The organism is Mucilaginibacter polytrichastri (assembly GCF_001911425.1).
Taxonomy (GTDB): Bacteria; Bacteroidota; Bacteroidia; order Sphingobacteriales; family Sphingobacteriaceae; genus Mucilaginibacter; species Mucilaginibacter polytrichastri.
Genome location: NZ_MPPL01000001.1, coordinates 2,327,295 through 2,341,492 on the forward strand (window position 1 = coordinate 2,327,295; position 14,198 = coordinate 2,341,492).

14 protein-coding genes are annotated in these 14,198 nt (G+C 40.2%); 8 read left to right on the forward strand and 6 right to left on the reverse strand.

Going from position 1 to position 14,198, the window contains the following annotated elements:
- Nucleotides 1-21: 21 nt before the first annotated feature.
- Nucleotides 22-405, forward strand: a complete 384-nt coding sequence (locus RG47T_RS10025) for an SRPBCC domain-containing protein (protein WP_074489288.1) — start codon at nucleotides 22-24, stop codon at nucleotides 403-405.
- 115 nt (nucleotides 406-520) lie between these two features.
- Here the strand turns inward: RG47T_RS10025 and RG47T_RS10030 are convergent, their stop codons facing one another.
- From RG47T_RS10030 to RG47T_RS10040, 3 genes are all read right to left on the reverse strand, one after another.
- Nucleotides 521-1,879 carry an OmpA family protein gene (locus RG47T_RS10030; RefSeq protein ID WP_074489289.1) on the reverse strand — a complete coding sequence of 453 codons (1,359 nt, stop codon included), beginning with the start codon at nucleotides 1,877-1,879 and terminating at the stop codon, nucleotides 521-523.
- Between the two features lie 203 nt (nucleotides 1,880-2,082).
- Nucleotides 2,083-3,264: a trans-sulfuration enzyme family protein gene (locus RG47T_RS10035; protein WP_074489290.1), complete on the reverse strand. Its 1,182-nt coding sequence runs from the start codon at nucleotides 3,262-3,264 to the stop codon at nucleotides 2,083-2,085.
- A gap of 23 nt (nucleotides 3,265-3,287) precedes the next feature.
- Nucleotides 3,288-3,713, reverse strand: a complete 426-nt coding sequence (locus RG47T_RS10040) for an OsmC family protein (protein ID WP_074489291.1) — start codon at nucleotides 3,711-3,713, stop codon at nucleotides 3,288-3,290.
- A 102-nt stretch (nucleotides 3,714-3,815) separates the two neighbouring features.
- On the opposite strand from RG47T_RS10040, the gene RG47T_RS10045 reads away from it, so the two are divergent.
- Entirely contained in the window at nucleotides 3,816-4,292 is a 477-nt protein-coding gene (locus RG47T_RS10045) for a hypothetical protein (protein ID WP_074489292.1), read from the forward strand.
- A 69-nt stretch (nucleotides 4,293-4,361) separates the two neighbouring features.
- Here RG47T_RS10045 and RG47T_RS10050 read toward each other — a convergent pair whose 3' ends face one another.
- Nucleotides 4,362-4,799, reverse strand: a complete 438-nt coding sequence (locus RG47T_RS10050) for a DinB family protein (protein WP_074489293.1) — start codon at nucleotides 4,797-4,799, stop codon at nucleotides 4,362-4,364.
- Between the two features lie 70 nt (nucleotides 4,800-4,869).
- On the opposite strand from RG47T_RS10050, the gene RG47T_RS10055 reads away from it, so the two are divergent.
- From RG47T_RS10055 to RG47T_RS10080, 6 genes are all read left to right on the forward strand, one after another.
- Entirely contained in the window at nucleotides 4,870-6,105 is a 1,236-nt protein-coding gene (locus tag RG47T_RS10055) for a nucleoside recognition domain-containing protein (RefSeq protein ID WP_074489294.1), read from the forward strand.
- Between the two features lie 19 nt (nucleotides 6,106-6,124).
- A complete protein-coding gene (locus RG47T_RS10060) occupies nucleotides 6,125-8,176 on the forward strand; it encodes a S9 family peptidase (RefSeq protein ID WP_074489295.1) in 2,052 nt (683 codons plus the stop codon).
- A 226-nt stretch (nucleotides 8,177-8,402) separates the two neighbouring features.
- Nucleotides 8,403-9,227 (forward strand): hypothetical protein, encoded by an 825-nt coding sequence (locus RG47T_RS10065; protein ID WP_074489296.1) that lies wholly within the window; start codon nucleotides 8,403-8,405, stop codon nucleotides 9,225-9,227.
- Nucleotides 9,228-9,269: 42 nt separating this feature from the next.
- Nucleotides 9,270-9,683 (forward strand): hypothetical protein, encoded by a 414-nt coding sequence (locus tag RG47T_RS10070; protein WP_074489297.1) that lies wholly within the window; start codon nucleotides 9,270-9,272, stop codon nucleotides 9,681-9,683.
- Between the two features lie 16 nt (nucleotides 9,684-9,699).
- A complete protein-coding gene (locus RG47T_RS10075) occupies nucleotides 9,700-10,113 on the forward strand; it encodes an OsmC family protein (RefSeq protein ID WP_074489298.1) in 414 nt (137 codons plus the stop codon).
- 335 nt (nucleotides 10,114-10,448) lie between these two features.
- Nucleotides 10,449-11,591 (forward strand): mechanosensitive ion channel family protein, encoded by a 1,143-nt coding sequence (locus RG47T_RS10080; RefSeq protein ID WP_083627361.1) that lies wholly within the window; start codon nucleotides 10,449-10,451, stop codon nucleotides 11,589-11,591.
- On the opposite strand, the gene RG47T_RS10085 is transcribed toward RG47T_RS10080, so the two are convergent.
- Together RG47T_RS10085 and RG47T_RS26685 are read right to left on the reverse strand one after the other, a co-directional pair.
- The gene (locus tag RG47T_RS10085) at nucleotides 11,578-12,063 is read right to left on the reverse strand and encodes a DUF4126 family protein (RefSeq protein ID WP_074489299.1); all 486 of its coding nucleotides are present in this window, start codon (nucleotides 12,061-12,063) and stop codon (nucleotides 11,578-11,580) included. The genes RG47T_RS10080 and RG47T_RS10085 overlap by 14 nt on opposite strands.
- Before the next feature lie 263 nt (nucleotides 12,064-12,326).
- Nucleotides 12,327-14,198: efflux RND transporter permease subunit (locus RG47T_RS26685; protein ID WP_253187509.1), on the reverse strand; the 1,872-nt coding region annotated here is incomplete at its 5' end.

Sequence of the window (14,198 nt, forward strand, 5' to 3'; positions counted from 1 at the left end):
AGGTATTACTAACTTGCAGCCGTGAAAGATTTCAAAAAATACTACATCATTCCTGCCGATCCACAGGATGTGTATAATGCCATCACTAACCCGCTTACGCTGGAGTTATGGACTGGTGACCCGGCAACCATGTCTACCGAACCGGGATCTGAATTTTCCCTGTGGGAAGACAGTATAGTGGGTAAAAACCTGGAGTTTGAAGAAAATAAGAAAATAGTACAGCAATGGTACTTTGACGGGCAGGATGAGCCATCTATTGTTACAATAAAACTTCACGCTCATGATGATGGTACTTCTGTAGAGATTCGGCACACAAACATCCCGGATGATGCCTATAATGACATTACAGAAGGCTGGGTAAATTCTTACCTGAGCGGCCTGGATGATTTCTTCGGAACATTGTAGGTAATTTGTTACTGAGATAATTTGTTGATTAACCCTGGTTAATCAATTTACATAAAACAAGAAAGCCGTCCCGATAATTATCGGGACGGCTTTCTTGTTTATTATTTATTGTAGCTTACAACAATGTAAACTCAACACGACGGTTTTTCTGACGTCCTGCTGCGGTTTTGTTAGTTGCAATTGGCTGTGATTTACCATAACCTGTAGCTTCAATTCTAGATGCGTTAGCACCTTTTTCTACTAAATAAGCTTTAATTGCTTCAGCACGGTCTTTAGATAATTTAAGGTTTGCATCTGTAGAACCTACGTTATCTGTGTGACCAGCTAATTTCAAGCTAAAGTTTTTGTTGATCAGGATTTCAGCAACATGATCAAGACTTTCGTGTGAATGCTCTTTGATAGTGGCTTTACCGAAATCAAACTCAAGGTTTGCAATCGCATTTCTAACAATACGTCTGTCTTCTTCAGTGATTACAATTTTAGCCGGAGGAAGTGGGCAACCTGCACCGTCAACCTTTACACCTGCTGGTGTATTAGGGCATTTATCAAAAAGATCGATAACACCATCACCATCTGCATCTGCAGTAAACTTAGCGTTAAGCGCAGTAACCGTTGCATTGGTAGCATTCAGATCTGATCTTAATTGCTCATTTTTCAAACGCTCTGCATCAAGCTTAGCTTGTAACTGCGCATCTTTCATTAAATACTCATTACGCATTGAATTAACCGGGTTGTGGGTAATCAATTTAGGTTTTGATGAATTGCCTAATGCAAACTCTAAACCAATATGCGCGTAAGAAAATTTATCGTTGCTTGAACCAACTGTGTAACCATCAAAGTTATCACCGTCAACAAAGTTTACCTGGTAGCCAATGTCAATGGCAACACCGTTAGCAACATTCATTTTTAAACCCAAACCAACCGGGATATAAGCTGCTTTTACGCTTCCGCTTGATTTGAAATCTGTTTCTGCACCACCTGCAGAAATTAATTTAGGTGCAAAACCCATTAAACCGAAACCGGCAGAGAAATAAGGCTGAATTGCATTCTTTTGATTTCTCCAGCTAATATTAGCTAAAGTAAACTGACCAGCCAAATCAACTGCATAATTGATTTGTGTTTTGTAGCTATTACGGATTGTTGTGTTGCCACCAGGTACCGGGCCTGTGCCTTCTACATTACCTCTAAAAAAGTTTAACTGTGCACCAAAAGAGTGCGAGAATTGGTTTCTGATGTATCCACCGTATCCAACATTACTGTTAGGAGTATCATAATCTTCATGACCTCTAAAAATGGTATATGGGGTTAATAAACCTCCATCAATACCGATAGACCATGTACGGAAAGTTGCTCCCTTAGAAAATGGTTGTACATAATCGCCTTTGCTTAGCGAATCTGTTTGTGCCATTAATTTTCCGCCAACCAACAAGGAAGTTGCCAGTAAAAGCGTTTTTTTGTTAAAATTGATTTTCATATTATTTGGTTAAGTATTGAAAATAACAGGCTAGGCCCGCATGTCCCATCCATAGCAACATGTGTGCCATTAATTATTACCATTAACCATATAGCAGAATAATTGTTTATCAATTGTAACAAAAAAGTTAGCAGCAAAATAAATTTGAAATGCCTGATAGATGCATAAATACTTCTATCAAGCTATAAAGTGCTAATAATGTGCTATAAAGCACTTTTTATAAGTGCCTGTTCAATGTCGGCAATAATATCTTTAACCTTCTCCAAACCGGCAGAAATACGGATTAAACCGGGCGTAATGCCTACAGCTAAACGTTGTTCTTCTGTAAGCTTAGAGTGGGTTGTACTTGCCGGATGCGACGCAATGCTACGGCTATCGCCCAGATTTGCAGTCACCGATACCATTTCAAGGGCATCTAAAAACTTGCGGCCTGCTTCTACCCCGCCCTTAACTTCTAAACAAATTACACCACCACCGGCAGTCATTTGCTTAACGGCGATATCGTATTGCGGATGCCCCTTTAAGAAAGGATACTTTACCCAGGTTACATTAGCATTTGGTTGCAAAGCTTCGGCCAGCTCTAATGCATTTTTGCAATGGCGTTCCATGCGTACATCAAGTGTTTCTAAGCTCTTACTTAATACCCATGCATTAAAAGGCGACAATGCGGGGCCTGTGTTACGGCAAAACAAATAGATCTCTTTAATCAGGTCGGCACGGCCAACAATAACACCGCCAAGTACGCGGCCTTGTCCGTCAATCCATTTAGTGGCCGAATGGATTACCAGATCGGCACCGTATTCAATTGGCTTTTGCAGCAAAGGTGTTGCAAAGCAATTGTCGACACTTAAAATAAGGTTATGTTTTTTGGCAAACTTACCGGCCCACTCCAAATCAATGATCTCTAATTGTGGGTTGGTTGGTGTTTCCAGATACATCATTTTTGTATTGGGCTGTATGGCAGCCTCCCAGGCAGCCTCATCATTGGCAGGTACCAGTGTGCATGTAATCCCATACTTAGGCAGGTATTTAGTTACCACGGTAAACGTGCTGCCAAATACAGAGCTCGAGCATACCATGTGGTCGCCTTGTTGCAGCAGGGCAAAAAATGATGAGAAAATAGCACTCATGCCGGTTGCGGTGGCAAAGCCATCTTCGGCACCTTCAAGCACACACATTTTTTTAATAAATTCATCAACATTAGGGTTGCTAAAGCGGCTGTAAATATTAGCGTCAGATTCGTCGGCAAATGCAGCGCGCATAGCTTCGGCCTCTTCAAAAATGAAGCTGCTGGTTAAATATAAAGGCGTAGAATGCTCCTTTTGCGGGCTTTTAACTGTTTGTATCCTTACGGCCTGGGTAACCGGATCTAATTGTTGTGGCATGAGAAAAATGTATAGTAATAATATTAAGATGCGTGTACAAAAACTTTAGTGTTGATTTTGGTGCCAGAGCCTGTTAAGGTTGCGGCGACTGAACAATACTTTTCCAGTGCAAGGTCAACCGCGCGTTTGGCCTTATCTTCATCAACCTTACCATAAATATGAAAGTCAACATTAATAGTTTGCCATAACGATGGCTCTTTGCCCGGCTCGCGTTCGCCACTGATGGTCATTTTATAATCTTTAACGTCCTGGCGTTGTTTCTTTAAAATGCTGATCACATCAATACCGGCGCAGCCGCCTAAGCCCATTAATAACATTTGCATTGGGCGTACGCCGTAATCCCAGCCACCACTTTCGGGGCTGCTATCCATACGTACAATGTGTCCGGTTGAATCTGTGGCTTCAAAACCAAAATCCCCTTTTACTCTTTTCAGTTCTATTACAGGCATGATATTCGGTGTAAAATGTACGTTGCGAAGTTATGACTTTGTGCTTTATTTAGCTAAATAAAACATATAATGCCTACTTTGTCTATCTGAAATGACTATTCTATGAAAAAAATTCTTTTTACCATTATCCTGTCAGCGAGCATGATTGCAGGTTTTGCTCAAAAACAATTAGTTTCTTACGAAGATATCCGCTATCTGCTGCACAATAACCTCAATAAAGCAGACACGTTTATGGCGGCAAAAGGCTACACGTTAAAAGAAATTAAGCAAGCAACTAAAAACAGAAAGTACACCTTAGCCTATTCGCCCAATACCACCAATAACATCGATATGCGGTCTGACGGAAAGAAGATCTTTATATCAATGCAAACCAATGTAATTGAACAATATAACCTGTTGCTTAACTCAATTTCACAATATAAAACAAGCACATCAAACTTGGGCGATGTACAGGTTTACCAGGTAAAAGACCTGGGCAGCATTTACATCACCGTGAACGATAGCATGCCTTACGATCCTTTAAAAAAGGACTACGATATCCAGATCGTTCCCGATAAAAACATCACAGCCATCAATTAATTATTGACGGTATTTAACCGGTACTATCTGTAACTACGTGTTATCATCATTGCCAAATATTCTGCAATACTATCCTATTTGTTTTAGGTGATGCTGAAGGTGCGACAAATAATCATGAGCAAGCCAGTTCACAGTATGTAAACTAGGTTCATCTTTGCCATTATCACACTTTACATCCAAAAGTTGAGGCGGGTAATTAGCCAGTACTCTTATCATTTGTCTGTTTAATAATCTCCACAAGGCCAGCAACTCGTTCGGGTCTGCATCCTGGTAACATTGCGCAATAACCCATTCGTTCTGAAAATATATAAGCTTAAAATTTTCTTCAAAAGTGCATCTTATAAAGCGTTGCAAATTAATTTGTGCGCTGTCTATTAAATGCCCTATAATTTCCTGGTTAGACCATTTTTCGGGCGAAGATTTATTTGCCCAGTTAATGCCTGCAGATTTTGTATAGATAATAAAATCATCAATAGTGGTTTCAAGTTGTGCTAAAAGCGTGTTCATATTTCATTTACATAAATGCAGCTTTACTAAATCAAACAAAAAAACTAACTTCAAACCCTTAATCATTCGCATGGCATTAAATTATATCTGGATAGCTTTTTTTATAGTTGCCTTTACTGTTGGCCTTATAAAGTTAATATTTTTAGGTGATACCGAAATATTTAAGCTAATGGTAGAAGGGTTGTTCGATACTACCAAAGCATCTGTAATGGATTTTGCTTTACCCCTGGCAGGTACCATGGCTTTTTGGCTAGGTATCATGAATATTGGGGAAAAAGCAGGCGCCATAAACGTACTGTCACGTATTGTAGGTCCTTTCTTTCACCGCCTTTTTCCTGAAGTTCCTAAAGACCACCCCGCCAACGGTGCCATGCTTATGAATTACTCGGCAAATTTGCTTGGGCTGGATAGTGCCGCTACCCCGCTTGGCATAAAGGCAATGGCAAGTTTACAAGAACTCAATCCGGATAAAGACAAAGCCTCTAACGCACAGGTGATGTTTATGGTTTTGCATGCATCGGGGCTTACTTTATTACCTGTAGGTGTAATTACACAACGTTTTATTTTGCACTCAAAAGACCCAAGCGATATTTTCATCCCTATCATCATAGTTACTTTTGTATCTACCCTTACCGGCCTCATTGTTGTGGCCATTAAGCAAGGTATTAATCTGTTCGACAGGGTGATATTGGCATGGTTGGGCGGCCTTTCTCTTTTTATAGGAGGTGTGGTTTATTATTTTGCAGAATACTTATCAAAGCAACAAATTAGCGAAGTATCAAAAGTGTTCAGTAACGTAATGCTGCTGGCCATACCCACCATATTTGTAATTGGCGGCTTGTATAAGAAGGTCAACGTTTTTGAAAGCTTCATCGAAGGTGCCAAAGGCGGGTTCGAAACCGCTGTACGTATTATCCCCTACCTCGTGGGTTTATTAGCCGCCATCAGCCTTATTCGTACCTGCGGCGTTTTGGACTGGATCACAGAAGGTTTTCGTTATCTGTTTGGATTAATAGCCATCGACACAAGGTTCGTTGATACCATACCTATCATTTTAATACGCCCAATGAGCGGACAGGCAGCACGGGCAATGATGATTGTACTGATGAAACCCAACCCCGATAATTTTATCGGCCATTTAGCCAGCGTTCTATATGGCTCATCCGACACGATATTCTATATAGTTGCGTTATACTTTGGTGCAGTAGGCATAAAAAAAACCAGATATGTGGTTCCGGTAGCTTTATTTGGTGATCTGGTGGGCATTATTGTGGGCATATTTATATGCTATTTATTTTTCGGTTAATATTCTCTTTCTATAAATCATGAAACGATTTCTTTCTATTTTATTAGTAGGTATGGCAATTTACAATGCTTCGGCCCAAACACCATTAAAAATGACACCCGAACTGCTTTGGAAATTAGGCCGTTTAGGCAGTACCAACCTAACGCCTGATGGCAAGCACCTGATATATAGCGTTACCCATTATAATTTAACCGAGGCAAAATCTGAAGCTAACCTTTACAGCATACCTGTAACCGGCGGCGAGGCTACAGCCATTACGCATGACCCGGCATCCCGACAGATCATTAAGATTGAACCAGATGGCCGTATCATCTACTTTTTTGATGACAACATCTGGCAAATGGATGCTGCCGGAAAACAGGTGAGCAAATTGAGCGATAAAGCATTAAAAGATGCTGATAATGTGCAGCTATCTCCTGATGGGAAAAAGATCATTTATACAGTTGACGTACCGGTTGTAAAAATATTAGGTAAAGACCGCTATCCGGATTTGCCGAAATCAAATGCTTATGTTTTTACAGATTTAAATTACCGCCACTGGGATACCTGGGAAGACGGTAAGTTTTCGCACGTGTTTGTGGCCGATTATGATAACGGTAAAGTAAGCAATGAGAAAGATATTATGGCCGGTGAGCCTTATGATACTCCTCAAAAGCCATCGGGCGGCGCAGAAGATCTGCTATTTAGCCCGGACGGTAAGAGCATTATTTATGTATGCAAGAAGAAGTTTGGTAAGGATTATGCGCAAAGCACAAATACCGATCTTTACCAATATGACATTGCTGCAGGCACAACCCAAAATATAACTGTAGGTATGATGGGGTATGATACCACACCCTCTTTCACCAAAACCGGCGACAAGCTGGCCTGGTTAAGCATGAAGGAAGATGGTTTCGAGTCTGACAAAAACGACATTGTAATTAAAGATATTAAAACCGGTAACAAAACAAACCTAACCGAACAATGGGACGAAACTGTATCATCATTTCAGTTTAGCGATGACGGTAACCGGATTTTCTTTATAGCCCCTAAAAATGGTACGGAGCAGCTGTTCCAGATCGATCTGCGTTTACGCCTTGCGCCGGGATCGCCGCAGGCTATTAAGCAGCTCACGAAAGGGCAGTTTGACGTAGCCGGAATTGCAGCACAGCGTGGCAATACCATTTACGTGCAACGGGCCGACCTTAACCACGCTACAGAGCTTTATGCCGTAAGCCTGAAAGATGGTGGCATGATGCAGGTAAGCACCATCAACAAATCGATTTACGATCATTTGCCAATGAGCCGGGTTGAAGAACGCCATATTAAAACTACCGACGATAAGGACATGCTGGCCTGGGTAATTTACCCGCCAAATTTCGACCCGGCAAAGAAGTACCCTACCCTTTTATTTTGCCAGGGCGGCCCGCAGGCGGCTTTAACACAAGCTTATTCCTTCCGTTGGAACTTCCAGTTAATGGCTGCACAAGGTTATATTGTAATTGCCCCTAACCGCCGTGGCATGCCAGGCCATGGTGTAGAATGGAATCGCCAGATTAGCGGCGACTGGGGCGGGCAACCGATTAAAGATTATTTATCGGCGATTGATGATATTGCCAAAGAGCCTTATGTTGATAAAAGCAGACTGGGTTGTATAGGTGCAAGCTATGGCGGGTACTCGGTTTATATGCTGGCAGGCGTGCATAATAATCGGTTTAAAACCTTTATTGCCCATGATGGGCTTTTCGATCTGAAAAGCTGGTATGGCACTACCGAAGAGCTTTGGTTTGCCAACAAAGACCTTGGCGGTAATTACTGGGATAAAGACAATAAAATTGCCCAAAAATCATACGAAAAGTTCAATCCAAGCAACCTTGTTGATAAATGGAATACACCAATTATGATAATACAGGGCGGTAAAGATTACCGGGTACCTATTGAACAAGGACTGGGTGCCTACCAGGCTGCCCAGCTAAAAGGGCTAAAATCTAAATTATTATACCTGCCTGATGAAAATCACTGGGTACTAAAGCCACAAAATGCCATAATTTGGCAAAGAGAGTTTTTTAACTGGCTAAATGAAACCCTTTAATTATTAACGTAATTAAAGGATTTCATAACGTAATATTGTTTTTCCTCTATAAAATAACAATCTGTATATCAAATAATTAATTCGAATTATATTTATTTAACAAACTTGAGTTAAGCTCTTTTCGTTTAATCTATTTCAACCAAACATTAAAGTAATATTGTGTAATTCCTACATTCTTATTGCTTCTATCGCTCTTAAAAACTTACCTGTTTAAAAAGAGATTTTGATGAAAAGAGGCCTTAAGGGGTTATCGAGAATTTTAACTTATACTATTTTATTATTTGCTGTTACAAATTCATTCGCACAAACAGTCAGTATTACTAATGTTGATCCTGGCCCTTATGGCCCGGGGTCGTCAATAGCTGTAAAAATTGCTACCCCATATGGGGCCAATTGCCTGAAAAAGACCAACATTTTTAACCTGTTTCTTTCTGATGCAAGCGGCGATTTTACCAATGAAACGCCTATTGGCATTTTTAACGGTTATGGCTCTACCAATGGCGGCCTTTACGCCACCTTTGTTAATGGTACTATCCCTACGTCTGCCCAAATTATCCAGGGTGTTGCTTACCGCGTAAGGGTTAAAACCACGGCACCGGCATATGTAAGTGCACCATCGGCAGCATTTAGTATTGGCGCTTCACCGGGTGTTCAGGCATCCATAACTTCTACTACTACAATGTCAGGTTACCCCGAAGTTTTTGGTAAATGCATTGTTAGTGCTAATTTAAAAGATAATTACACCTTTCTCAATAACTCAACAGCGGGTACAGTGGTTACCGCTAATTTTTATGATGAGCAGTCTCTTAAAGATAAAGGCACAATTCCATTTACCGGTACCAATATAAACTTCACAGCAGATACATCTAATAAAGATGCCGGCGAGAAATTCCGTTTTGGTATCAGCCATGATGCACAAACATCCAGATTAAACTATACCAATACCAGCGGCACTACAGAAGGAAGCCTGGATTATGAAACTACACTCCCCTCTCATACAGACCCTTACCGTAAATTCCAGGATGCCCGGAGATGTTATGATTTTTATTAATCTGCTTTGAGAGTTCAAACCTTTATCTGATATTTATACTCTATGGACAAAAACGCTTACCTGGGTACAAAATCTACAAAAAAGAGTAAAGCACTTAAGGGTGTGTGGTTTATCATAGCCGCAGCAATAATTTTTATTATTGTGATATTAAGATATGTACAAAACAGTGAGGTAAGGATAAGCAGCCGGGGGTTACCGGAAAAAGAAGATGCTTATAAGGTCGCTAAAGCATTTTTAAAGGCAGATTCGCCGAGTTCTGAACGAATTGATTTCTCTGATGACGGATTCTCCTTCGGTAAAAAAACAGATTCTATATATATTATCAGATCAACTTTTGAGAAACATTTGGATGGTGGCGATTTAAAAAAAGGCAGTTTTTCTGTAACCATGCGTTATAAAGGTGGCGCCAATGACGATCAGAATAACTGGGATTTGATGAATATTAACAAAGATTGATCCTGAATATTTACTAATGGCTTTGAATTTAATACGCGAATCTTTAGGCAGCGCACAGGCTAAAACTGGTTTAACCCAGTACCAAACAGTTGTTACCAGCAACAAGCACGGTATTGTTGTAGACGAGCCAGAGGATTCTAAAGGTACTAATACCGGTATAGAACCGATGGGTTTGTTAACGGGCAGCCTGGCTAGCTGTACAGCCATTACCTTGCGTATGTATATAGACCGAAAGATGTGGGTAGTAGATGAAATAACCGTTAAAGTAGAACTTTTTAGAATTGAAGGCGGAACCCTCTTTGAAAGAACCCTGCAGTTTATAGGCGAACTTAGCGATGAACAAAAGAAAAGGCTAATACAAATTGCCGATGCCTGCCCTGTGCATAAAATATTGGTTGGTGATATTATGGTAGATACCAGAATATCATAACGATATAAAAAAAGCAGACCAGAATAAATCCGGCCTGCTTCAATCACTCTAAAACAATCACCTCTAACTTTAGAAGTTTCTTTATATAAACAATACTATTGTATCGGCTATTTACTTATTAATATAACACAAAGATACGTACTATACACTTGTACCCCTGACTAATTTATTGGTTTTTACCTCTGTATGACAGTGGTTTAAGGCCGTTATAATACATAAATACTTATATAAACGTAAAAACATATCCCCCATTGTGTCTAAACGACAATTAAGTTGATTTAAAACTTTTTTTTGTTTTGTACCTTATGTTGCTATTGAACCTTTGCTGATACTAAATGAGTTTACCCAACAAGCTACCCCCAGACCTGCTCGAATTTTCTGAACGCATGCCATCTATTGTATGGAATGTATTAATTGCAAGTGTTTCTATCATTATTGGTTTAATAGCCAAGGCTATTATTACCCGCATATTAAAGTATTACGAGAAGAAAGCCGACTATAAAATTTATTCATTTTTTAAGTCTTTTATAATACACTTGGGTGTACCATTTACTTATTTTATACCCCTATTTCTGCTAAACATCGCTTTGCCGCTGATGCGCATGAATAAGCTCTATTACGACCCGCTTAATCAGTTCATAGATATTCTTTTAACCCTTGCCTTTGCCAACATACTAATTAACTGCATACGTATAGCAGAAGATTATGTATATCATGTTTATGACCTTAATAAAGTTGATAATTTAAAAGAGCGAAAAATCCGGACGCAACTATCATTTATCCGCAAACTTGTGGTGGCTATCATTGTGTTTGTAAACATTGCTATAATTTTACTCAGCTTTGAGAGCATGCGTAAAATTGGCACAGGTTTATTAACCGGTGTTGGTATTGGGGGTATTATTGTGGGTTTGGCCGCACAAACCTCACTGGGAAACCTTTTAGCGGGGTTCCAGATCGCTTTTACGCAACCTATACGTATTGATGATGTACTGATAGTTGAAAACGAGTGGGGCCGTGTAGAAGATATTACACTCACCTATGTGGTGTTACGGATTTGGGATCAGCGTAGGATGATATTACCCATCAATTACTTTATAACCAAGCCTTTCCAAAATTGGACGCGTATATCAGCCGATATTTTGGGTACAGTTTTTATTTACATGGATTACTCCATCCCTATTGAACCGTTGCGTAAAGAATTTGACGATCTACTTGCCAAAACCAAACTTTGGGATGGCAAAGTAAAGGTATTACAGGTTACAGATGCCAAGGAAAAAACTATTGAAATACGTTTACTCATGAGTTCCGGTAATTCTTCTGACGCGTTTGACCTGCGCTGTTATATCCGCGAAAACATGATCACATTTATTCAGAAAAATTTCCCTGAAAGCCTGCCTAAGATACGTGCCGAGATCAGTAATTTGTTTCAACCGCCCCCTTCGGCAGAACTTGGGAATGATGTGATTAAGCAGTTGTAATGAGCTTTGCGCCACCACCTGCCACCAAAGCGTCTTCAATAAAACCTATAACAGGATCTAAAATACCGGTTTTTTTAACGGTAGCTTTACGGATATAAAAGCTGGCAAATGTAGATGCCGCCGCTGTTGCGCCTCCTAGTAATGCGCCCGTTATAGCGTTGCCCCCTGCTGCTTTATAAATGCTTGCACCTGCCAGTGCGCCAGATAAAAATCGGGCGCCCAATGCAGTTGGTTTAATTCGGTTAGGTGCCGATGGCATTTTATCACCCACAAACTCGCTAACTGCCAATACCTTTAACACTAAAGCTACTTTTTCTGACTGCATTAAATTTAAAGGCGAACCTTCCAGTGCTTTAGAATGGTGATGGCTTAATATATGGCTGGTTATTGCCGGTGCCGCCATTGAACGCATACCAGCAATTATACCCAAACTAAGGGTTTGCCAAAATTGATCTGTTATTTTTAATGCCATATATTTCTATTAAAATTCTATTATCTATAACCCACAGGCTACTTACTTGTTTATATAAAAGATTGAAACACAAACGCAAGCTGAATAAATTATTAAAATTGAAAGGCTTGATTAGTAAATTGATATATAATACCCTATAACGAGACACTTCAAGTACTATACCCGTACGTAAAAATATATTAGAAAGGCCGGGATGCAATGCATTCCGGCCTTTATTTGTCGTAGAGGCACAATACTTTCTGTCTCTTATAGGTATGTTTGAATTACACCGCAGGGGTCAACTCTGCTTCCTTAACAACCGGTGTTTTTTTAAACCGATCTTTAATACGCAATCGGATGATGTACATACAGGGTACTAATATCAATGTGATAATGGTTGCAAAACCTAAACCAAATATCATAGTCCATGATAATGGCCCCCAAAATGCAACATTATCACCACCAAAATAAATGTGCGGTTTAAAATTGGTAAACAAGCCTACAAAGTCGATATTGAAACCAACCGCTAGTGGGATTAAGCCCATAATGGCGGCGCTGGCTGTCAGCAACACCGGTGTCATCCGGGTACGGGCAGCTTCAACAACGGCATCATGCACATTATGGGTTTCCTCCATCAGCATATCTGTAAACTCTACCAGTAAAATTCCGTTACGTACCACCACACCGGCCAGGGCAATAATACCCACACCTGTCATTACGATAGAGAATGTCATGTGGAAGGCACTTAAACCAAGCAACACACCAATAATACTAAAGAAGATCTCACTCAGAATAATCAGCGTTTTACCTACCGAGTTAAACTGTGCCATCAGGATAATGAGGATCAGCCCGAAAGAGATCATCAATGCTGTACCCAGGAAGGTAGCTGTTTCAATTTGGTCTTCCTGTGCGCCACCCATTTTATAAGTTACCCCATCAGGAAATTTGAAGCTGCGAAGGGCATTAGTTATGGCCGCATTAACTTCTGTTGGGTTATTAGGCTTTATCACGCTCGACCCTAAGGTAAGTACACGTCTCGACTGCTTATGCTTAATATTAGCATAAGTATTGGTATAACGAATGTCTGTAAAGGCCGAAATAGGCACCTGGCGTATAGCACCACCACTAGCTAAATCACGATAGGTGATTTTCATGTTGCGAAGCAAGTCAATATTATAACGCTGATCTTCTTGTGCGCGCACATCGATCTCATAATTATCTTCTTTCGTATTCCTGAAATCAGAAGCTTTGTAGCCATATACCGAAGTGAATAAAGCACCAGTGATTTGTTGCGTGGTAATACCTTCGCGATTAGCACGTTCACGGTTAATATCAAATACAATCTCTGGTTTAACATTTTGTACATCGGGCACTAAACCTTCAATACCTGCAATTTTTTGCTGATCAATAAATTTCTTCATCCGATCGGCCGTTTTTACCAATGTATCCAGGTTATCGCCTGTTATTTCTAAACTGATATCCTTTTGCACCGGAGGGCCAGAGTTTTCCTGTGCTACAGAGATCTTTGCCCCCGGCACACCCTGAACTGTTGCACGGATTCTGTTTAATATGGCCTTGGTATCTTTCCCATTTCGTTTGGCAAATTCAACAAACGCAACAGTGATCTTTCCCTTATTGTAATAAGTTCCCTGATCTTCATCCGTTGGGTCCGTTACACCTACGGAAACATTCGAGATGATAGATGATACCACATCTTTATCAGGTTCAACAACTTGTGCAACGCGTTTTTCCAATTTACCGATCACTTCATTGGTATAATTCTGATCTGTACCAATTGGCATGGTTACATACACATAAGCAAAGTTGGGGTCGCCTGACGGAAATTGCTCTACCTTAAGATTACTCACAATGGTAAACGCAATACTCACAAAAAATAGTACAATAACACCACCCAGTATCCACCATGGGCTTTTAACCGCTTTCTCCAATATACGTGCGTACCAATTTTGGAAACGTGGCCAAAGGTTTTTCTGGAAACTATCTATCACTCTTAGCAACACAAAGTGGTTGAGCAGATATAACAGAATGGCGAATACCACAAAGTTACCTACGCCCCTATTTATTAAATAACCCAAAACTGCCGCACCTGCCATAAACATTAAGACACGGATTACCTTTTTGTCAAACTTAGGATT

Coding starts and splice junctions, on each gene's coding strand:
- RG47T_RS10030 (WP_074489289.1), bottom strand. CDS start 1,879: ATGAAAATCAATTTTAACAAAAAAACGCTTTTACTGGCAACTTCCTTG.
- RG47T_RS10055 (WP_074489294.1), top strand. CDS start 4,870: ATGGCATTAAATTATATCTGGATAGCTTTTTTTATAGTTGCCTTTACT.
- RG47T_RS10040 (WP_074489291.1), bottom strand. CDS start 3,713: ATGCCTGTAATAGAACTGAAAAGAGTAAAAGGGGATTTTGGTTTTGAA.
- RG47T_RS10060 (WP_074489295.1), top strand. CDS start 6,125: ATGAAACGATTTCTTTCTATTTTATTAGTAGGTATGGCAATTTACAAT.
- RG47T_RS10075 (WP_074489298.1), top strand. CDS start 9,700: ATGGCTTTGAATTTAATACGCGAATCTTTAGGCAGCGCACAGGCTAAA.
- RG47T_RS10085 (WP_074489299.1), bottom strand. CDS start 12,063: ATGGCATTAAAAATAACAGATCAATTTTGGCAAACCCTTAGTTTGGGT.
- RG47T_RS10050 (WP_074489293.1), bottom strand. CDS start 4,799: ATGAACACGCTTTTAGCACAACTTGAAACCACTATTGATGATTTTATT.
- RG47T_RS10080 (WP_083627361.1), top strand. CDS start 10,449: ATGAGTTTACCCAACAAGCTACCCCCAGACCTGCTCGAATTTTCTGAA.
- RG47T_RS10035 (WP_074489290.1), bottom strand. CDS start 3,264: ATGCCACAACAATTAGATCCGGTTACCCAGGCCGTAAGGATACAAACA.
- RG47T_RS10065 (WP_074489296.1), top strand. CDS start 8,403: ATGAAAAGAGGCCTTAAGGGGTTATCGAGAATTTTAACTTATACTATT.
- RG47T_RS10045 (WP_074489292.1), top strand. CDS start 3,816: ATGAAAAAAATTCTTTTTACCATTATCCTGTCAGCGAGCATGATTGCA.
- RG47T_RS10070 (WP_074489297.1), top strand. CDS start 9,270: ATGGACAAAAACGCTTACCTGGGTACAAAATCTACAAAAAAGAGTAAA.